General features: G+C 69.1%; 21 protein-coding genes and 1 riboswitch. Of the genes, 11 read left to right on the top strand and 10 right to left on the bottom strand.

All coding sequences use genetic code 11. From position 1 onward, the window contains the following. Nucleotides 1-1,146 (bottom strand): N-acetylglucosamine-6-phosphate deacetylase, encoded by a 1,146-nt coding sequence (gene nagA, locus ACIBK6_RS21745; protein ID WP_399052937.1) that lies wholly within the window; start codon nt 1,144-1,146, stop codon nt 1-3. Then, on the bottom strand, nt 1,146-2,093 hold the full coding sequence (locus tag ACIBK6_RS21740; RefSeq protein ID WP_399052936.1) for an ROK family protein: 948 nt from the start codon (nt 2,091-2,093) through the stop codon (nt 1,146-1,148). Before ACIBK6_RS21740 ends, nagA begins: the two co-directional genes overlap by 1 nt. A 282-nt stretch (nt 2,094-2,375) precedes the next feature. On the opposite strand from ACIBK6_RS21740, the gene ACIBK6_RS21735 reads away from it, so the two are divergent. From ACIBK6_RS21735 to otsB, 3 genes are all read left to right on the top strand, one after another. Continuing rightward, a complete protein-coding gene (locus ACIBK6_RS21735; RefSeq protein ID WP_399052935.1) occupies nt 2,376-3,593 on the top strand; it encodes an extracellular solute-binding protein in 1,218 nt (405 codons plus the stop codon). Nucleotides 3,594-3,742: 149 nt separating this feature from the next. Continuing rightward, the gene (locus ACIBK6_RS21730; protein WP_399052934.1) at nt 3,743-3,970 is read left to right on the top strand and encodes a DUF3263 domain-containing protein; all 228 of its coding nucleotides are present in this window, start codon (nt 3,743-3,745) and stop codon (nt 3,968-3,970) included. Nucleotides 3,971-4,038: 68 nt separating this feature from the next. Next, nucleotides 4,039-4,878, top strand: coding sequence for a trehalose-phosphatase (otsB, locus tag ACIBK6_RS21725; protein WP_399052933.1), 840 nt, complete (start codon nt 4,039-4,041; stop codon nt 4,876-4,878). A 17-nt stretch (nt 4,879-4,895) separates the two neighbouring features. On the opposite strand, the gene ACIBK6_RS21720 is transcribed toward otsB, so the two are convergent. Together ACIBK6_RS21720 and ACIBK6_RS21715 are read right to left on the bottom strand one after the other, a co-directional pair. Next, nucleotides 4,896-6,398, bottom strand: coding sequence for a trehalose-6-phosphate synthase (locus tag ACIBK6_RS21720; protein WP_399052932.1), 1,503 nt, complete (start codon nt 6,396-6,398; stop codon nt 4,896-4,898). 84 nt (nt 6,399-6,482) lie between these two features. Then, a complete protein-coding gene (locus ACIBK6_RS21715; protein ID WP_399052931.1) occupies nt 6,483-7,430 on the bottom strand; it encodes a glucosyl-3-phosphoglycerate synthase in 948 nt (315 codons plus the stop codon). A gap of 136 nt (nt 7,431-7,566) precedes the next feature. Beyond that, nucleotides 7,567-7,713, top strand: a riboswitch (SAM riboswitch). Between the two features lie 17 nt (nt 7,714-7,730). Between ACIBK6_RS21715 and thrC the strand changes: the two genes are divergently transcribed. The 5 genes from thrC (at nt 7,731) to ACIBK6_RS21690 (ending at nt 13,018) form a co-directional block, all read left to right on the top strand. Further along, on the top strand, nt 7,731-9,041 hold the full coding sequence (gene thrC / locus ACIBK6_RS21710) for a threonine synthase (protein ID WP_399052930.1): 1,311 nt from the start codon (nt 7,731-7,733) through the stop codon (nt 9,039-9,041). A gap of 31 nt (nt 9,042-9,072) precedes the next feature. Further along, the gene (locus ACIBK6_RS21705) at nt 9,073-9,348 is read left to right on the top strand and encodes a MoaD/ThiS family protein (RefSeq protein ID WP_399052929.1); all 276 of its coding nucleotides are present in this window, start codon (nt 9,073-9,075) and stop codon (nt 9,346-9,348) included. A 399-nt stretch (nt 9,349-9,747) separates the two neighbouring features. Further along, nucleotides 9,748-9,951 carry a cold-shock protein gene (locus tag ACIBK6_RS21700; RefSeq protein WP_005315736.1) on the top strand — a complete coding sequence of 68 codons (204 nt, stop codon included), beginning with the start codon at nt 9,748-9,750 and terminating at the stop codon, nt 9,949-9,951. 452 nt (nt 9,952-10,403) lie between these two features. Next, nucleotides 10,404-12,026, top strand: a complete 1,623-nt coding sequence (gene groL / locus ACIBK6_RS21695) for a chaperonin GroEL (RefSeq protein ID WP_399052928.1) — start codon at nt 10,404-10,406, stop codon at nt 12,024-12,026. A gap of 248 nt (nt 12,027-12,274) precedes the next feature. Further along, nucleotides 12,275-13,018 carry a DUF4097 family beta strand repeat-containing protein gene (locus ACIBK6_RS21690; RefSeq protein WP_399052927.1) on the top strand — a complete coding sequence of 248 codons (744 nt, stop codon included), beginning with the start codon at nt 12,275-12,277 and terminating at the stop codon, nt 13,016-13,018. Here ACIBK6_RS21690 and ACIBK6_RS21685 read toward each other — a convergent pair. From ACIBK6_RS21685 to ACIBK6_RS21675, 3 genes are all read right to left on the bottom strand, one after another. Then, nucleotides 12,996-13,943, bottom strand: a complete 948-nt coding sequence (locus ACIBK6_RS21685; protein WP_399052926.1) for a hypothetical protein — start codon at nt 13,941-13,943, stop codon at nt 12,996-12,998. The genes ACIBK6_RS21690 and ACIBK6_RS21685 overlap by 23 nt on opposite strands. 326 nt (nt 13,944-14,269) lie before the next feature. Then, a complete protein-coding gene (locus ACIBK6_RS21680) occupies nt 14,270-14,605 on the bottom strand; it encodes a DUF397 domain-containing protein (RefSeq protein ID WP_399052925.1) in 336 nt (111 codons plus the stop codon). Further along, the gene (locus tag ACIBK6_RS21675) at nt 14,589-15,428 is read right to left on the bottom strand and encodes a Scr1 family TA system antitoxin-like transcriptional regulator (protein WP_399052924.1); all 840 of its coding nucleotides are present in this window, start codon (nt 15,426-15,428) and stop codon (nt 14,589-14,591) included. Before ACIBK6_RS21675 ends, ACIBK6_RS21680 begins: the two co-directional genes overlap by 17 nt. A gap of 116 nt (nt 15,429-15,544) precedes the next feature. Here ACIBK6_RS21675 and ACIBK6_RS21670 point away from each other — a divergent pair, with 116 nt between their 5' ends. Further along, complete coding sequence (locus tag ACIBK6_RS21670) at nt 15,545-15,754, top strand: hypothetical protein (protein ID WP_399052923.1); 210 nt, start codon at nt 15,545-15,547, stop codon at nt 15,752-15,754. A 158-nt stretch (nt 15,755-15,912) separates the two neighbouring features. Continuing rightward, entirely contained in the window at nt 15,913-16,509 is a 597-nt protein-coding gene (locus tag ACIBK6_RS21665; protein WP_399052922.1) for a Uma2 family endonuclease, read from the top strand. A gap of 93 nt (nt 16,510-16,602) precedes the next feature. Here the strand turns inward: ACIBK6_RS21665 and ACIBK6_RS21660 are convergent, their stop codons facing one another. Further along, nucleotides 16,603-17,181, bottom strand: coding sequence for a TetR/AcrR family transcriptional regulator (locus tag ACIBK6_RS21660; RefSeq protein WP_399052921.1), 579 nt, complete (start codon nt 17,179-17,181; stop codon nt 16,603-16,605). Nucleotides 17,182-17,272: 91 nt separating this feature from the next. Here ACIBK6_RS21660 and ACIBK6_RS21655 point away from each other — a divergent pair, with 91 nt between their 5' ends. Beyond that, nucleotides 17,273-17,719, top strand: coding sequence for an anthrone oxygenase family protein (locus ACIBK6_RS21655; RefSeq protein ID WP_399052920.1), 447 nt, complete (start codon nt 17,273-17,275; stop codon nt 17,717-17,719). 84 nt (nt 17,720-17,803) lie between these two features. Here the strand turns inward: ACIBK6_RS21655 and ACIBK6_RS21650 are convergent, their stop codons facing one another. Together ACIBK6_RS21650 and ACIBK6_RS21645 are read right to left on the bottom strand one after the other, a co-directional pair. Next, complete coding sequence (locus ACIBK6_RS21650) at nt 17,804-18,433, bottom strand: hypothetical protein (protein ID WP_399052919.1); 630 nt, start codon at nt 18,431-18,433, stop codon at nt 17,804-17,806. Between the two features lie 36 nt (nt 18,434-18,469). After that, nucleotides 18,470-18,976, bottom strand: coding sequence for a hypothetical protein (locus ACIBK6_RS21645; RefSeq protein ID WP_399052918.1), 507 nt, complete (start codon nt 18,974-18,976; stop codon nt 18,470-18,472). Between the last annotated feature and the right edge of the window lie 92 nt (nt 18,977-19,068).

The raw sequence follows: 19,068 nt of genomic DNA, 5'->3' as shown, positions 1-19,068 counted from the left end.
TCAGCCGAGTTGCGGCTCAACCACCCAAGCGCCCTTGCGCAGCACGCCCTTGACGGTGAACTCGGCGTCCAGGACCACCAGGTCGGCGTCCTTGCCGGGATCGAGCGAGCCCACCTTGTCGTCGATGCCGAGCAGCCGGGCCGGATTGGCCGAAAGTGCCCGCACCGTGTCCTCGACCGAGATGCCGTCGATCGTCACCGAGCGCTTGAACGCGCGGTCCAGGGTGAGCGTGGAGCCCGCGATCGAACCGCCCTCCACAAGCCGCGCCACGCCTTCCTTGACCTCGACCTCCAGCGGGCCCAAGTGGTAGAGGCCGTCGCCGAACCCGGCCGCGTCCATGGCGTCCGTGATGAACGCGACCCGGTCCGCGCCCTTGTGGCGGAAGGCGAGTTCGAGGGCCGCGGGGTGCAGATGCGTACCGTCGTTGATGAGCTCGACGGTGATCCGCTCGTCCTCCAGGAGGGCCGCGATCGGGCCCGGCTCGCGGTGGCCGAGCGGGGGCATCGCGTTGAAGAGGTGGGTGGCGACGGTGGCACCGGCGTCGATCGCCTCGACGGTCTGCTCGTACGAGGCGTCGGTGTGGCCGATCGCCGCGACGACGCCGTGCTCGGCGAGCAGGCGTACGGAGTCGAGGCCGCCGGGCAGTTCGGTGGCGAGCGTGAACATCTTCGCGGTGCCGCGCGCGGCGTCCATCAGCTTGCGGACCTCGGCCGGGTCCGGGTGGCGCAGCAGGTCCTCGCTGTGCGCGCCCTTGCGGCACGGCGAGATGAACGGGCCCTCGAAGTGGATGCCGGCCAGCTCGCCCTGCTCGACCAGTTCGGAGAGCAGCCCGGCGCGCTGGGCCAGGACGTCCATCTCGCCGGTCACCGTGGAGGCGACCACCGTGGTCGTGCCGTGCAGCCGGTGGGTGTGGAGGCCCTTGAGTACGTCCTCGACCGTGCCGTTGGTGAACGAGGCGCCGCCCCCGCCGTGGTTGTGCATGTCCACGAAGCCGGGCACGACCCAGTGGCCCGACAGGTCGAGGGACGGCGCGCCGTCGGGGGCCGCCCCGGCGATGGCCGTGCCGTCGACGATCACGCGGCCGTTCTCGACGACCCCGGTCGGGAGGACGACGCGGGCGCCGGAGAGAACTTTCGATGCGGCCATCAGGCGGTTACCTCACTGGAGTCGGTGGTCGTGGCGACGAGGTCCCAGGCGAGCAGCCCCGCGCCCAGGCATCCGGCGGTGTCCCCGAGGGCCGCCGGGACGATCTCGGGCAGCTTCTGGAACGTCACGCGCTCCTCGACGGCGGCCCGGAGCGGTACGAACAAGGTTTCCCCGGCTTCGGCGAGTCCGCCACCGATGATCAGCGTGCGGGGGTCGAGCAGGGTGAGCGCGGTGACCAGGCCATCGGCGAGCGCGTCGACCGCGTTCTGCCACACGGCGATCGCCCGCGGGTCGCCGGACTCGACGGCCTTGGCGCAGTCGGCGGCGTCCGCGTCCGGATCGCCGCTCGCCCGAGCCCAGGCCAGCGTCACCGCGGAGGCGGAGGCCAGGCGCTCCAGACAGCCCCGCTGGCCGCAGGGGCAGGCGATGCCTCCGGGGCGTACGACGATGTGGCCGATCTCCCCGGCGAAGCCGTGCGCGCCCGGCTCGACCCGGCCGTCGATGCCGATGGCGCCCGCGATCCCGGTGCCGAGCGGCACGAACAGGAAGCGGTCGGCGCCCTTGCCCGCGCCGATCCGGCCCTCGGCGAGGCCGCCGGTGCGCACATCGTGGCCGAGCGCGACCGGCACGCCCCGCAGCCGCTCGCTGAGCAGCCGGCGCATGGGTACGTCGCGCCAGCCCAGGTTGGCCGCGTACGCGGCGATCCCGTTCTCGGCGTCGACGATGCCGGGCACGGCGACCCCGGCCGCGACGGCGCTTTCGCCGAAGTGCTCCTCCCCGTACGCCCGCAGATCGGCGGCGAACGCGAGGATCGACTCGACGACGGCGTCGGGCCCGCGCTCCCTGCCGGTGGGCCTGCGCGCCTCGTGGAGCAGCGTGCCGTCCACCCCGACCAGGGCGGCCTTCATCCCGGTGCCGCCCACATCCAGGGCGATGACGTGTCTCACGGGGGACAGTCTCGCGCCAACACCCACTAAAGGTCTAGTCCACTCGCCGGATGGAGTAGAAAGCGCTTTCCCCGCTCAAATTTCTCCAATGTACTCTTGCACCGGGCGTTGCGGAAGCGATATGCGACTGGTGTAGACCTCATGCCCCCGTATGAGGGAAAATCGCAGCTCACAACAGGACGTCACGGGGGACCGACTGGATCCGCCAGGATCACAACGAGGGTGGGATAGCGCGTGCAGCGGCGCTTCTTGGGCTTGACCGCGGCAGTGGCCGCATTCGGCATGACGGCAGTGCTCTCGGGGTGCGGCGGGCAGAGCGGATCCGGCAGCGTCACCCTCAAGCTGGTGGCGGCGGACTACGACATCGCAGGCGGCGGCAGTACGAAGACGTACTGGGACAAGGTCGTCGCAGACTTCGAGAAGAAGAATCCCGGCATCAAGATAGACGTGTCGATCTTCTCCTGGGACGTGGTCGATGCCAAGGTCGCCGAGATGGTGAAGGCGGGCCACGCCCCCGACATCGCGCAGATCGGCGCGTACTCGGACTACGCGGCGACCGGCAAGCTCTACAGCGTCGACCAGCTGCTCTCCATCCCCGTGCAGGCCGACTTCCTGTCGTCGCTCGCGGACGCGGGCCAGGTCAAGCGCGTCGCGTACGGCATGCCGTTCGTGGCCTCCACCCGGCTGCTCTTCTACAACCAGACGCTGTTCGACGAGGCGCACATCAAGGCGCCGACGACCTGGGCCGAAATAGCGTCCGACGCCAAGGCGCTCAAGGCCAAGGGTGTGAAGACCCCCTTCGCGCTGCCGCTCGGCAGCGAGGAGTCGCAGGCCGAGACCATGATGTGGATGCTCAGCGGCAACGGCGGCTACACGAACTCGGTCGACGGGTACGACATCGACTCGCCCGAGAACGTCCAGACCTTCGACTGGCTGAAGACCAACCTGGTCGAGCCCGAGCTGACCGGTCCGGTCGCCCCCGCCAAGCTCAACCGGCAGGCCGCGTTCGACGCGTTCGCCAAGGGTGAGGTGGGCATGCTCAACGGCCACCCCTCGCTGATGGAGCAGGCCAAGAAGAAGGGCATCAAGTTCGGCATGGTCCCGCTGCCCGGGCCGAACGGCCCGGCCAAGGCGGCGATGGGCGTCGCCGACTGGATCATGGGCTTCAAGCAGAGCGGGCACCGGGCGCAGATCGGGAAGTTCCTCGACTTCACGTTCTCCGACCAGAACGTGCTGAACTTCGCCGACCAGTACGACCTGCTGCCCTCCACGGTGTCGGCGTCGACGGCACAGTCGGCGGACGCCAAGTACAAGGACCTCAAGCCGTTCCTGGCCGCCCTGCCGACGTCCGTGCTGCCTCCGGTGGGCAAGACGTCGTGGCCGAAGGTGAGCGAGACGGTGAAGAAGAAGATCGGCGCGGCGGTTACGCCGGGCGGCTCGCCGAAGTCGGTACTTCAGGACATCGCGAAGGTGGCGACGGACGCGGAGAACGCGGAATAACCCTGGGTTCCTTGGGGCTCCGCCCCAAACCCCCCGGGGGCTCCGCCCCCGGACCCCCGCTCCTCAAACTCCCCCAAGGCCTAAAGGGCCAGGGGGACCCCCATGAGAGGCTTGATTTTTGCCGACCGGCCCCGGATACGGTGGGCGGTATGAGTGAGTTGGACGACCGCGCGCAGGCCGTGCTCCGCATGGAGGGGCGGTCCTGGCCCACCCCGGGTGCCAAGGAACGAGCCATCCGCGAGGAGCTCGGCATCTCGCCCACCCGCTACTACCAGTTGCTCAACGCCCTCCTCGACGACACCCGCGCCCTCGCCCACGACCCGGTCACGGTCAACCGCCTCCGCAGGGTCCGGGACGAGCAGCGGAACCGCCGCTGAGGGGCGCGCCCCGTTGCGCCATACGTGCACCCGCCCCCAGCGGCCCGCACCCCGATAGGGTCGGGCGCATGGGCAGCCAATCGCACCCCTTGCCGACCCCCGCCACCCAGTCCGGCCGCGACGGGCTCGCCGCGATCGTCGCGCGGCCGGAGCGGGCCGTCATCGCGCTCGACTTCGACGGCACGCTCGCCGAGATCGTCGCCGACCCGGAACAGGCCCGCGCCCACCCCGACGCCGTTCCGGCGCTCACCGCGCTGGCCCCCCACGTGGCCTCCGTCGCCGTGGTCACCGGCCGGCCGGCCGGGGTCGCGGTCCGCTACGGCGGCTTCGCGGGCGTACCCGGCCTGGAGCACCTCGTGGTCCTCGGCCACTACGGCGCCGAACGCTGGGACGCGGTCACCGGCACCGTCCACACCCCCGCCCCCCACCCCGGCGTGGCCGCCGCCCGCGCCGAACTCCCCGGGGTCCTCGACTCCCACGGCGCCTGGCGCGGCACCTGGGTGGAGGAGAAGGGCCAGGCCGTAGCGGTCCACACCCGCCGGGCCCAGGACCCCGAGGCCGCCTACGAGGCCCTCCGCGAACCCCTGGCCGACCTCGCGACCCGCCACGGCCTGGTCCTCGAACCAGGCCGCCTGGTACTGGAGTTGAGGCCCCCCGGCATGGACAAGGGGGTGGCGCTGGCCGCGTACCTGCGAGAGGTCGGCGCCGAGTCCGTCCTGTACGCGGGCGACGACCTGGGCGACCTCCCCGCCTTCGCCGCCGTGGAAAAGCTCCGCTCGGACGGAACCCCGGGCGTGCTGGTGGCCGCCGACACGATAGTCCCCGAACTCTCCGACAGGGCCGACCTGTTGCTGAACGGCCCGGCGTCGGTAACGACGTTCCTGCGGACTCTGGCCACCCATATGTAGCCGGGGAGCCCGGTGGCTCATCCTGCTGCCAGCGCCTCCAGCTGCTCCAGGAACCACCGCCGGGGCGACACCGCCGTCCCCGCCGCAGCGAGCCGCTTCGTCCGCTCCCCCCGCTCCCCGTCCCCCATGGACAGCGCCGAGTGCAACGCGGCAGCCGTCCCCGTCACGTCGTACGGGTTCACGACCAGCGCGTCCTCCCCGAGCTCCGCACACGCCCCCGCCTCCCGCGACAGCACCAGCACGCACCCCGCGTCCGACACCACCGGCACCTCCTTCGCGACGAGGTTCATGCCGTCCCGGATGGGGTTCACCAGGGCGACGTCCGCGAGCCGGTACGCGGCGAGCGAACGCGCGAAGTCGTCCTGGACGTGCAGCACGACGGGGGTCCAACTTGCCGTCCCGTACGCCGAGTTGATGTCGGCGGCCACCCGCGCGACCTCCGCCGTGTAGTCCCGGTACACCGCGAGGTCCTGCCGCGAGGGATACGCGAAGGCGACGTGCACGACCCGCTCCCGCCACTCGGGGTGCGCATCCAGCAGATGCCGGTACGCGTGCAGCCCCCGCACGATGTTCTTGGACAGCTCGGTGCGGTCGACCCGCACGATCGTCCTGCGGCCCGCCCCGATCTGCTCGCGCAGCGCCGCCATCCGCTGCGCCACGTCCGCCTCGCGCGAGCGCCGCCGCAGGAAGTCTCCGTCCGCGCCCAGCGGGTACACCGCGATGTCCGTCTCGTGCGGCGCCCGGCCGGGCACGGTGTGCCGGATCCAGTGCCGCCCCTCGCCGGACGGAACGAACGCCTCCGTCCGCTGCCCCTCGCCGGACGGAATGAACGCATCCGTCTCGGCAGGGAGCGTGGCCGTCACCGTGTTCATGAACGCGCCCGCCCACCGCCGGGTGAGGAACCCCAGCCGGTCCGCGCCGAGCATCCCCCGCACCAGCTGCCCCGCGATGTCGTCCGGCAGCATCCGGAAGTAGTCCACCGGCGCCCACGGCGTGTGCGAGAAATGCCCGATCCGCAGGTCGGGGCGGAGCTCGCGGAGCATCCCCGGCACCAGCGCCAGGTGGTAGTCCTGCACCAGGACCCGCGCCCCGTCCCCGGCCGCCGCCGCCAGCGCCTCGGCGAACGCCCGGTTGTACGCCTCGTACGAAGCCCACTGCCGCCGGAACTCCGCGTCGAAGACCGGCTCCAGCGGCGTCTGGTACAGCATGTGGTGGACGAACCACAGCACCGAGTTCGCGATGCCGTTGTACGCCTGGGCGAACACCTCCGGGTCGATGTCCAGCATCCGGACACCTTGTTCACCCACGCCCCGCCGCACTGCCTCGCGGTCGCCGTCCCCGAGCGCCGCGCACACCCACAGCGACTCCACCTCGTCGCCGATCGCGCTGAGCCCGGAGACGAGCCCGCCCCCGCCCCGCTTCGACTCCAGCGAACCGTCCTCCTTGAGGACGTACGAGACGGGGCCGCGGTTGGACGCGACGAGTACCTGGACCTTGGGGGTGGCGTGCGCGGAGACCATGAGCGGAACCTAGCCCGCCGCGCAATCGCCCAAACACGCGTACGCCCGGCCCGGGGGGCGGTATCCGGCCGTCCTTCCCGGCCCCTACGCGGCGCGGTGGAGCGGGTACTCCTCGATGTCCCGCATCGGCGGCCGCTCCTCGGTGTCCACGGCGTACGTGCGCGGTACGAAGCCGTGCTCGCCCCGCTCGAACTGGGTCAGCTCGGGGCGCACGAGATGGCCCCGGGACAGGCGGAGCTGGGCGGTGCGGTAGATCGCGGCGGCCATCCGGCCGAGCGCTTGGCCGTCCTGGTGGCGGTGCTTGCGTACCCCGACATCGACCTGCGCCAGCGCGTCGAGGCCCACCGTGTGCAGCGCGTCGACCAGCAGGGCGAGCTCCACTCCGTACCCGACGGGGAACGGCAGCCGTTCCAGGAGCGAGCGCCGGGCCGCGTACTCTCCGCCCAACGGCTGGACGAATCCCGCCAGTTGGGGCCAGTGCAGGTTGAGCAGCGGGCGCGCCACCAGCTCGGTGACCCGGCCGCCCTGACCGGCCGCCTCGCCGAGCGGGCGGTCGTACATCGCCTTGACGAAGTCCACGTCCGGGTCGGTGAGGAGCGGCCCGACGATCCCGGACACGAACGCCGGGTCGAAGTCCTTCAGGTCGGCGTCGATGAAGCACACGATGTCGCCGCTGGTCACCAGGAGCGAGCGCCACAGCACCTCGCCCTTGCCGGGCAGCGCCGGTATCCGCGGCAGGATCGCGTCCCGGTGCACGACCCGCGCGCCGGCCGCCGCCGCGACCTCGGCCGTACGGTCGGTGGAGCCGGAGTCGATCACGACCAGCTCGTCCACGAGCGGCGTCTGCCCGGTCATCAGGGTGCGGCGGATCGCGCCGACGATGTCACCGACCGTAGCTTCCTCGTCAAGGGCGGGCAGGACGACGCTGACGGTGGCTCCGCCCTTGTGCTTCGCGGCCATGATCCGGTCCAGCGGCCGCTCGGCCGCGGACCAGGAACGCCTGCTCAGCCAGCGTTCCACCTCTTCCAGCACGGTCCCCGGCCTCCTCATGTGATCCATCTCGCGGTTCGGACGGCTATCTCAACCGTCCAGGGCTTCGGTTACAGTCTTGAACAACGCGGATGACCGTCGCATGTCGGGGGTCGTCACCACGCTGACAATCGAATACCGCTCATCCAGAGGGGCAGAGGGAAACGGCCCGTTGAAGCCCCGGCAACCCTCCAGTCGGTTCTCGTCGATCAAGACAACGAGGCCACCGGCTAGGGAAGGTGCCAAATCCGTCTCATGGCGACGTTCGCCATGAGGAAGATGAGGAGAAAGGGCCTCCCCTCCATGTCTGCACAGACTGTTGAAAGCCGCACCTCTGTCGACACTTCGGTCGATACCTCTGTTGATCTCGGTCCGGCGTCCGGGCTTTCCTGCCGCGAGTGCGGCCAGCGCTTCGAACTTGGCCCGATCTTCGCCTGCGAACTGTGTTTCGGACCGCTCGAAGTGGCTTATGACCTGCCGCTCGGCGACCCCGAGGCGCTGCGCAAGCGGATCGAGGCCGGCCCCGAGAACATCTGGCGCTACGCCCCGCTGCTCCCCGTCCCCGCCGACGTGGCCGACAAGCCGAACCTGAACCCCGGCTTCACCAAGCTCGTCAAGGCCGAGAACCTGGCGCGCGAGCTGGGCGTCGAGCCCGGCAAGCTGTTCGTCAAGGACGACTCCGGCAACCCGACGCACTCCTTCAAGGACCGCGTCGTCGCCCAGGCCCTGGAGGCCGCCCGCGCCTTCGGCTTCACCACGCTCTCCTGCTCCTCCACCGGAAACCTCGCGGGCGCAGTCGGCGCCGCCGCCGCGCGGGCCGGATTCCGCTCCTGCGTGTTCATCCCGCACGACCTGGAGCAGGGCAAGGTCGTCATGGCCGCGGTGTACGGCGGCGAGCTCGTCGGCATCGAGGGCAACTACGACGACGTCAACCGCTTCTGCTCCGAGCTCATCGGCGACCCGCTCGGCGAGGGCTGGGGCTTCGTCAACGTCAACCTGCGCCCGTACTACGGCGAGGGTTCCAAGACGCTGGCGTACGAGATCTGCGAGCAGCTCGGCTGGCGGCTGCCGGACCAGCTGGTCATCCCGATCGCCTCGGGCTCCCAACTCACCAAGATCGACAAGGGACTTCAGGAGCTCATCAAGCTCGGCCTGGTCGAGGACAAGCCGTACAAGATCTTCGGCGCGCAGGCCGAGGGCTGCTCGCCGGTGTCGACCGCCTTCAAGGCCGGCCACGACGTCGTACGCCCCCAGAAGCCCGACACCATCGCCAAGTCCCTGGCGATCGGCAACCCGGCGGACGGCCCGTACGTCCTGGACATCGCCCGCCGCACCGGCGGCGCGGTGGAGGACGTCAACGACGAGCAGATCGTCGACGCCATCAAGCTGCTCGCCCGCACCGAGGGCATTTTCGCGGAGACGGCGGGCGGGGTGACGGTGGGCGTCACGAAGAAGCTCATCGAGGCCGGTCTCATCGACCCGTCCCTCACTACGGTTGTTCTCAACACGGGTGACGGCCTCAAGACGCTCGACGCCGTGGCCCCGACCACCGGCCCGACCGCGACGATCCGCCCGAGCCTGGACGCGTTCCGCGACGCGGGCCTCGCCCACTGAGCCACTGCCGAACGACTAGGAGCACCGAACCATGAGCGTGAACGTCCGCATCCCCACGATTCTCCGCACCTACACCGGCGGTCAGGCCGAGGTGCCGGCCGAGGGCGGGACCCTCGCCGAGGTCATCGCCGACCTGGAGAAGAAGCACACCGGGATCGCCGCGCGCGTCCTGGACGACCAGGGCAAGCTGCGCCGCTTCGTCAACGTGTACGTCAACGACGACGACGTGCGCTTCGAGCAGGGCCTTCAGACCGCCACGCCCGAGGGCGCCGGAGTCTCGATCATCCCGGCCGTCGCCGGAGGCTGATCCGTCGCGCGTTTCCCCCGAATTGCCCTCTCCGCACGAGAAGCGGAGGGGGCAATTCTGCATGGTTGATCGCGGTACAGTTGGGAAGGCCCCTTCGCTTCGTGTGCCAAGTGCATATGAGAACGCGACAACATGGGGTCAAAGTGTGCGAGCCATTTGCTCCTTAAGTGCACTTTGCCCGGCCCGACTTGCCCCGGAATGTTGAATTCATGGCATTCCGCTCTCCGAGTGTGCCCGGAATTCTCGTCCGATTGACCTGTTGCAGAGGGCAGTTGGGCAGATACATTCAGCCGCGGTCGACGCGTTCCGGCGCACACCCTCTCCTGTCGGAGGGTGGAGGTCTGACCCGGGTCCGCGAAGTGCGGTCCCGTGCAAGGGCCAGTAATAGGGGAGTTAGGCATGGCTCAGGGCACCGTCAAGTGGTTCAACGCGGAGAAGGGGTACGGCTTCATCGCGGTCGACGGTGGTGCGGATGTTTTCGTCCACTACAGCGCGATCCAGATGGACGGCTACCGCACCCTTGAAGAAGGTCAGCGAGTCGAGTTCGAGATCTCGCAGGGCCAGAAGGGTCCGCAGGCGGACATGGTCAAGCTCGCCGTCTGATCTCGGCGCGATCGACCACCGACGCACTCACGCATGAGGGGGGCTGCCCAAAAGGGTGGCCCCCCTCACGCGTTCCTCCGTCCCAGGGGGCTGCCCCTTCAGGGGCGCGGGGAACTGCGCGACCAGCCACGCACGGTCCGCAGGCGTATTCCCCGAAGCCCCTCCGGAGTTTGAGGAGCCGGGGCGTGGGGGCGGAGCCCCCGCCGGTGCCGGGTCGCAGCCGAGGGAGGCCGACAGAGGACCCGGGTTCAAGAGACTCGCTTGCACTCGCAGGGGCCGAGTGCTAATCATTGGCGTTAGCACTCTCCCAGTGAGAGTGACAGAACTTGGATCGGGTCAGTGAGGCCCGCAGGCCGGGTGGGGCAAGGAACCACAAGGGCTGCAGGCCGTCCGTCGCGGGCACCGGCACGGTCCACGAAGAACGCCACCCCTGTCCGGGAGGACCACTTCACATGGCCAAGATCATCGCGTTCGACGAGGAGGCACGGCGCGGTCTCGAGCGCGGGATGAACCAGCTCGCCGACGCCGTCAAGGTCACCCTTGGCCCCAAGGGCCGCAACGTCGTCCTCGAGAAGAAGTGGGGCGCCCCCACGATCACCAACGATGGTGTTTCCATCGCCAAGGAGATCGAGCTCGAGGACCCGTTCGAGAAGATCGGCGCCGAGCTGGTCAAGGAAGTCGCCAAGAAGACGGACGACGTCGCCGGTGACGGTACGACCACCGCGACCGTCCTGGCCCAGGCCCTGGTGCGCGAGGGTCTGCGCAACGTGGCCGCCGGCGCCAACCCGATGGCCCTCAAGCGCGGCATCGAGAAGGCCGTCGAGGCCGTCTCCGGCGCCCTGCTTGAGCAGGCCAAGGACGTGGAGACCAAGGAGCAGATCGCCTCCACCGCCTCCATCTCCGCCGCCGACACCCAGATCGGCGAGCTCATCGCCGAGGCGATGGACAAGGTCGGCAAGGAAGGCGTCATCACCGTCGAGGAGTCGCAGACCTTCGGTCTTGAGCTTGAGCTCACCGAGGGCATGCGCTTCGACAAGGGCTACATCTCGGCGTACTTCGCCACCGACATGGAGCGTATGGAGGCGTCGCTCGACGACCCGTACATCCTGATCGTCAACTCGAAGATCAGCTCGGTCAAGGACCTGCTGCCGCTCCTTGAGAAGGTCATGCAGTCCGGCAAGCCGCTGCTGATCATCGCCGAGGACGTCGAGGGCGAGGCCCTGTCGACCCTGGTCGTCAACAAGATCCGCGGCACCTTCAAGTCCGTCGCCGTCAAGGCTCCGGGCTTCGGCGACCGCCGCAAGGCCATGCTCGGTGACATCGCCATCCTCACGGGCGGCACGGTCATCTCCGAGGAGGTCGGCCTCAAGCTGGAGAACGCCGGTCTCGACCTGCTCGGCCGCGCCCGCAAGGTCGTCATCACCAAGGACGAGACGACGATCGTCGACGGTTCCGGTGACAGCGAGCAGGTCCAGGGCCGCGTCAACCAGATCCGCGCCGAGATCGAGAACAGCGACTCGGACTACGACCGCGAGAAGCTGCAGGAGCGCCTGGCGAAGCTCGCCGGCGGTGTTGCGGTCATCAAGGCCGGTGCCGCGACCGAGGTCGAGCTCAAGGAGCGCAAGCACCGCATCGAGGACGCCGTTCGCAACGCGAAGGCGGCCGTCGAGGAGGGCATCGTCGCCGGTGGTGGCGTGGCTCTGCTCCAGGCTTCCTCGGTCTTCGAGAAGCTGGACCTGGAGGGTGACGAGGCGACCGGCGCCAACGCCGTGAGGCTCGCCCTGGAGGCCCCGCTGAAGCAGATCGCCGTCAACGGTGGTCTTGAGGGCGGCGTCGTCGTGGAGAAGGTGCGCAACCTGGCCGTCGGCCACGGTCTGAACGCCGCCACGGGCGAGTACGTCGACATGATCGCCGAGGGCATCATCGACCCGGCGAAGGTCACGCGCTCCGCGCTGCAGAACGCCGCCTCCATCGCGGCGCTCTTCCTCACCACCGAGGCCGTCATCGCCGACAAGCCGGAGAAGGCCTCTGCGGGCGCTCCGGGCGGCATGCCGGGCGGTGACATGGACTTCTGATCCCTCACGGATCAGTAGCTCCATAAAGCGGCACAGCAGTACAAGCGGTACGAAGCTGTACGCCGAGGGCGGTATCCCCATCAAGGGGGTGCCGCCCTTCGGCTTTTCCGACCCCAGGGGGTACGGAAAAGTGGAAGGGCAGTAGGGGTGCTGGGTTCATGGCGGGAGCCTTCGGACCCGGTTACGTTGGTGATCAACGGCGGCAGCAGCCCGAACCGCCCCAACTGACCGACACCCGGGGGACTTTCATGCGTACCACACAGCTGCGGATCCGCTCCATCGCGGCCGTGACCCTCACCGCGCTCGCGGTCGGCGCGCTGGGCGCGTGCGACGTCGTGAACGACAAGGTGTTCAAGGACGACAGCAAGGTCTCGCAGAAGATCACCTCGGTACGCATCGACACCAAGTCCGGGGGCGTACGGCTCCGGGGCAAGGAAGGCCTCGCCAAGGTGTCCCTGCACCGTGAGGTCACGTACCGCGGTACGAAGCCGGAGGGCTCGACGTATCGCGTCGAGAACGGCGTTCTGGTGCTCAACGACTGCGGCTCGCACTGCTCGGTGGACTACACGGTCGACGTCCCGGCCGGGATCCCGGTGACCGGCTCGGCCAAGGCGGGCGGCATGAAGCTGTCGGCGGTGGGCGAGGTGAAGGTGTCCACCAGCGACGGGGAGATCATCGTGGACGGGGCGAACGGACCCGTCGACGTCCACACCACCAACGGCTCGATCAAGGCCGGCGGCCTGAAGGGCACGGGCATCAAGGCGCAGACCTCCAACGGCTCGATCTCCATCACCCCGGCGATCGCCCAAGACGTCCGCGCGCAGACGTCCAACGGCAGCATCAGCGTCACCGCCCCGTCCGGCCCGTACCGGGTCTCCGCCCAGACCCACAGGGGCGGCAAGAACATCGGCATCGCGGACAACCCGTCCGCCGCGCACCACCTGGACCTGACCACCAGCAACGGCGAGATCACGCTGAAGTCCACCAAGTAGACAGCCCTGTGGGAGCCCTCTCGGGTCGTCGGGTCGCTGCCGCGCGGGCTTCGGCAGCATGGGCGCGGACCCTGTCGGACGGGAGAGCGGCGCGGGGTAGGCGTGGTTCGCCTCGGCAGGAGGCGCACTCACCGCCCGGCAGAGCCTCTGGGCGTCCAGGGGCGCCGCACTTCGCACACTCCAGAACGCGCAGGGCCGGACGCGGGGGCGGTGGTTCCGGCGGTAGCTTGCCGATGAGGCGGGTCCGGGTGATGGCGGCGGCACTGTAGACCGGGGTCGGGAGACCGGCGGTCAGGGCACGCAGTACGTCCTGTTCCGTCGCGCCGCGCTCGAACCAAGCGGCCGCCAGCGGTTCCAGGTCCGAACAGTCCCTCGCCGAGAGGGAAAGCGCCGGTGCGGTACGCCCCAGCGCGGCCAGCAGTATGAACGCCCGGCTGCGGGTGGCCGGTTGAGCAACAGTGGGAGCGGGGGAGAGGGAGGGAGCGAGGGCAGAGGGAGGCGGGGGCGGCGGCGACGGGGCCGTGTCCTCGACACCCCCTCGGGTGAATTCCGCCCACCATGCGTCGTCCCGCGCCGTGCGCGAGAACCAGGTGCGGGTCACCCATCGCGCGCTGTCCGAGCCGAGCAGATGTTCGCGCCCCCGGCGCAGGTGGCCCGCGCCCACGAGGTACTGAAGAGCGGTACGCAAGGCGCACTGGCCGTATGGCAGCACCTTGGCCAGCGTCTTCACGGAGATGTCCGCGCCTTCCGGGAGCCGGTCGACGTACGCGGCGATGGCTGCCTCGCGGGGCGGAAGGTGCGCGAAGTCGTTGTTCGTGCGGTCCGGTTGGCCGGGTGTCGAACGCTTTCCGTAGCCCGGATTGGCCATGGGATGCGGGTCTGCGTGCGCGGTGGAGGGCACGGCACTAAAGTGGCTGTCAGCCATCAGATCGGCCTTTGATCGTGGTGGTCAAACCGCCGGATCGGTCGTTTCGATCTTGCGGTCAAGCCCCCGGAGGTGTTCCCGCACCTGACGGGGGCTGTTTGCTGTCTGGGACGCTAGAGGGTCGTCACCCTCCGTGGCAAGTCGAACGCGGAAAGTGCGAATTCTTCAACGCGTGCGCCCAACTGGCAGGGAGGGAGGGCGGGTTGAGGCCCTCCGCCCATTCCTTTTCAAGCACGGCTCGGGGCTCACTGCTTGAGCTTCGGGACATGCGCGACGAGCCGGCCACCGTATGACGGCGACCGGCTCGTCCTCGGCGAACGGGGAGTTCAGCCCGCCATGTTGGATCCCTTTACGTCGGCGATGAAGGCCGACCACGCTGCGGCTCGGAACACGAGCGTCGGGCCGCCGGGGGCGGCCTTGGAGTCGCGTACGGGGATGATGTGGGCGAAGTCGTCCGCGACTTCGAGGCAGTCGCCACCGTCGCCCCCGCTGTAGGTGGACTTGCGCCAGCGGCCAACTTCGAGGCAGTTGCCTCCGTCGCCCCCGCTGTAACTGGACTTCTGCCAGCGGGCTATCTCAAGGCAGTCGCCTCCACTGCCGCCGCTGTAACTGGACTTGTGCCAAGTGGCTTTGCTCAGGTCGTACTCAGGGCTGATCCTCATGGGCGTAATCCTCCGCCACTGATTTGATCAGGGCCAGGGATTGTTGAGGTGACAGTGCGCTGGCCCCCAGTAGATCGTAGGTCAGTTCGTACTGGGCGACGGTGGCCGGGTCGTCCTGCAAGCGTCCGGTCCCCAGGCCCTGGAGATAGGCAAGAGGGGGAGCGTCCTCGAAGGCCATGAGCTTGAGTGAGCCTTCCAAGGCCATGTGCGCGCCCGCGTCGAAAGGCAGGACTTGCACGATGACGCGGTGCTGGGATCCCAGTGCCGCCACGTGGGCCAACGCCTCAGCCATCACAGCAGAGCCGCCAACCACTCTCCTCAGTACAGCCTCGTCAATTACCACCCACAACAGGGGGGTTGTTGGATCACTGAGGAGCTGTGCCCGCTCCAGCCGAGCCGCCACCAGCTCATCGATGACGGTGTCCGGGGCTGTGGGTTGGTAGGCGCGGAACACGGCCCGCGCATACGTCTCAGTCTGAAGCAAACCCGGGATGAGAAGAGGCGCGTACTCCCGAATGGTGACGGCGACGGCTTCGGCCTCCGCCGCTTCGGCGAAGTGGTCGGGGTACTTGGACTTGGCGGCGGCGACGCAGTTGCGGGTGAAGAAGCTCTCGGTGCCCAGGATTTGGTCGATCTGGCGGGCGTATTCGAGGTGCATGCGGCGGGTGCCGGATTCGAGTTGGCCGATGAAGGAGCCGGAGACGAAGAGGGGCTGGCCGAGTTCTTCCTGAGTGAGTCCGGATCTCTCGCGGGCGAAGCGGAGTTCGGCGCCGAGGAGGGCGCGGGGAGAGGAGGAGGGGTCGAGGTTCTTGGGGCTTGACATGGGCAACTCCCTTGGACATGCGGGGCTGTTGGGTTGCCGTCGGTAGTCAGGCTAGCGGGAGTCGGCCACGCTGGGTGAGGGAAGTAGAACACTCGGTGTGCGGGAGGACAAGAGAGATGGCGCTGACGGCTATGGAGCGGGTCCGAGCGGTGGAGGTGGCCGTGGAGCAACTGCGGGAGGGCCTGGCGCGGGCCGGGGTGGTGCTGCCGTCACTGCGGATCGACCCGCTGACGTGCGCGGGGGAGGTGCTGTTCCCGCTGGTGGACCTGGGCCGCTGCAACCTGGACATGGCGCTGCGGCTGGCGGCGGTGCTGGGGACTACGTGAGGGGGTGCGGGAGGTGAATCGGAGAGGGAGGTTGCCGTGGTCCGGCGCCGGGTTGCTGCATCGCTCACACGATCGTGGGACGCTGAGGAATGTGGGCGCCGGGCCCGATGAGCGCCGGTACGTTCATGTCGTGTGAGGCCGAGATCGGGAGGTCCGCGGTGACCGCTGAAGTGGTGGAAGGCGGCTCCCAGTGGGGACGCCTGCTTAAGGCCTGGCAGGACATGGACGTGCCCGACGGTTGGCGGGCCGAAATCGACGAGGGCCGGATCATCGTGGTTCCACCCCCCAGCAGCGGCCACAATCTCATCGCCGACCTGGTGTCGCAGTGGCTGTACAGGTGCCTGCCCGACGGCTACGGGCTGTATCAGACACTCGGTGTGCACATTGCGAGCCTGGGCAAGCTATACGTTCCCGACCTGGTCGTTTTCGAGCGGGCGGAGCTGGCGCAGCGGGCAGCCGACGCGGGTGAGGACCCGCTGCCCGTCGACGGCGCCGACACACTGCTGGTCGTGGAGATCGCCTCGAAGAGCAATGCGAAGGACGACCGGACCAAGAAGCTGTGGGCATACGCCCATGCGCCGGTCCCCGCGTATCTGCTCATCGATCGGTTCGACGCACGCGGGCCCATGGCGACGCTGTTCACGGAGCCGGAGGGCGGGGTGTACAAGCACGACGATCCGGTGCCGTTCGGCAGGACCGTCGCCTTCCCCGAACCGTTCCTCTCGGCGCTCGACACGGGCGGCTTCCCGCGCTGAGCTACTTCCGCCCGAGTTCCGGGGCGATGGTGACCGGGAGCCGCAGGCGGACAGCCAGGCCCGAAGACCCCTGCTGCTCGGCCGTACGACGCGTCAGACCACGGCGAGCCGGTCCACCAGTAGTTCGGCTCTCCGCTCGGCGTCCCCTGTGGGCAGCCGTCCCGCCCGGGTCAGGGTCGCCAGGCCATGCAGGGCGGCCCAGAACGTCTCGGTGAACAGCCCCGGGTCGACGCCGTCGCCGGCGACCTCGCCCAGGCTCTCCAGGAGCGCGGCGAAGGCGTCCTTCAGAGGCTCCGGGGTGTCCTCCTGCGCGTACGGGAGACCGCCGTCGAGCTGGAAGATGGCGTCGTAGACCGCCGGGTTGCGTGCGGCGAAGTCGAGGTAGGCGCGCGCGAGGGCGGCGACCCGCTCGCGCGGGCCGTCCGCGGCGGCGGTCGCGGCCCGCACCGCCACGGCCATCTCTGTGGCGCCCTGGAGGGCGACGGCGCCGATGATCTCGCGCTTGCCGCGGAAGTGGCTGTAGAGGACGGGCTGGCTGTACTCGATGCGCTCGGCGAGCCGGCGGGTGGTGACCGCGTCCCAGCCCTGCTGCTCGGCGAGTTCGCGGGCCGTCGCCACGATGAGGCGCTCGCGGACCGCCCGTTCGCGCTCCTTGCGTTCCTGTACCGACATGATTCGATCCTAGCATCGCTAGACAATCAAGCGGCAGCAGTACTAGCGTTGCCCCATCACCTAGCAACGCTAGATCCTGGGAGGGGTAGTCATGCTCAACGCGCTTGAGATCGTCACCACCGTGATCGTCGGCCTGATGGTGGGGGTGGAGTTCTCCGTCGCCTTCGTCCTCAACCCGATCTTCAACGCACTCCCCGAGGACAGTGGCCAACTCGGCCGCGCCCACGGGGGCCGGATGCTCGGCGCCGTGATGCCGTTCTGGTACATCGGCTCGCTCGTCCTGAGCGCGGTCTGGGCCATCGCCGGATGGCATCACCACGGCGCCGGCCTCGTCGTCACCGCCGGCGCGCTGCTGATCTTGAGCGTGATCATGTCGCTTCTGCTGCTCGTCCCGATCAACAACCGGGGCAAGACGTGGACCCCCGAGAACCGGCCCGAGGACTGGAAGGAGCAGATGAACCGCTGGGACCGCTTCCACTACGTCCGCGTCGCCGTCATCATCGCCGCCTTCGCCCTGCTGGTCGCAGCCCTCGCCTGAGCCCGCGGGCCGACACCGCGCTGGTGGCGCACGATCCCAGTAAGGGGGCGGCACCGCGCGGCTCGCCGTCGAGCTTCAGCAGAGTCAGGGGGCCGGAGTGCTGGGGGTTGGGGTGGTGGCGGACCAGAAGTCGTCGTGGATGTAGGGGCGCGGGAGAGGTTTGCCCCCTTCGTAAGCGGGGGTGCTCGTGTCGACGTTGGACGGCGTAGTGGGATTCCGTACCGGGGAAGAGTGGGCGCAAGGTGTGGTGACACCGAAGCGGAACTGGCCCTCGCCCCCTACGGCGACCTCCACGCGGAAGCCGTCCGGGGTCGACGCGAACATGGCGGGGAATTCGCTGTCGGACCGGGTGTTCGTCATGGTGAACCCACGGGCCTTCCACCCGCGTTCCACGACTCCGAGGAGGCTGCCCCGGCGCTCGGGGGAGACGATCGTCATGATCATGAGCCCACGGTTGACGTAGCCGGTTCCGGCATCGGCGTTCTTCCAGTCCGTGCAGCCGCTTTGGCCCGGTGCGTCGTGGACCCAGCGCAGCCCCGGACTGATCCCGGCAACGGTTTCCTGGAGGATGGTGTCGGCCCTGTCGGCGACTTGCTGCATGTTCATGTTCGTCGGCTCCCGTTCCTTCTTGCCCGCGGCGACTGGCGAAGTGAGGCCGCACCCCGCTATGAACACCAGCAGGAGCAGGCCGCACGCGCGACGGAGGTGCTTCATCGGGGCTCCGGTGGAACGCGTATGTGGGGCGGAGAGTCAGGGGGCCGGAGTGCTGGGGGTTGGGGTGGTGGCGGACCAGAAGTCGTCGTGGATGTCGGGGCGCCAGGGGTATTCGCCTTTACGGGGAGGCGTGTTGGGCTGGGTGGCTGGATCCGGCACGCTGCTTTGGGCGTAGCAAGGCGTGGATACGGAGAACTCGAACTGGCCTCCGCCGCCGACCGCCACGCTGATCTGGAAGCCGTCGGGCGACGCCGCGTTGATCGCCGGGAACTCCTTGCCTGCCTCCACGCTCGCGATGGTGAGCCCCCGGGACCGCCAGTTGCGCTCGACCACCCCGAGCAGGCTGCCACGCCTCTCCTTGGAGACGATCGTCAGGACATCGATGCGCCGCGTCACCGTGCCGGTCCCCGTGCCCGAGTTGTTTCCGGTGCTGCAGCCGATGTCGCTCGAAGGCCCGTGGGTCCACCGCAAGGCAGGTTTGATGTCGGCCAGCGTCTGCTGAAGGATCCCGTCGGCCTTCTCGGCCCCTTGCCGCATGTCCATGTCCGGTCCTTTCCTTCCTGGAGTGCCGCTGCCGGAGATCGGCCCGCAGCCGGTGGCAGCAAGAAGCAGAAGCACCGCAACGGAGCGCAAAG

The organism is Streptomyces sp. NPDC050485 (assembly GCF_044458185.1).
Lineage (GTDB): Bacteria > Actinomycetota > Actinomycetes > Streptomycetales > Streptomycetaceae > Streptomyces.
The sequence above is the reverse complement of the archived record's forward strand: the minus strand, read 5'-3'. Positions and strand labels throughout refer to the sequence as shown.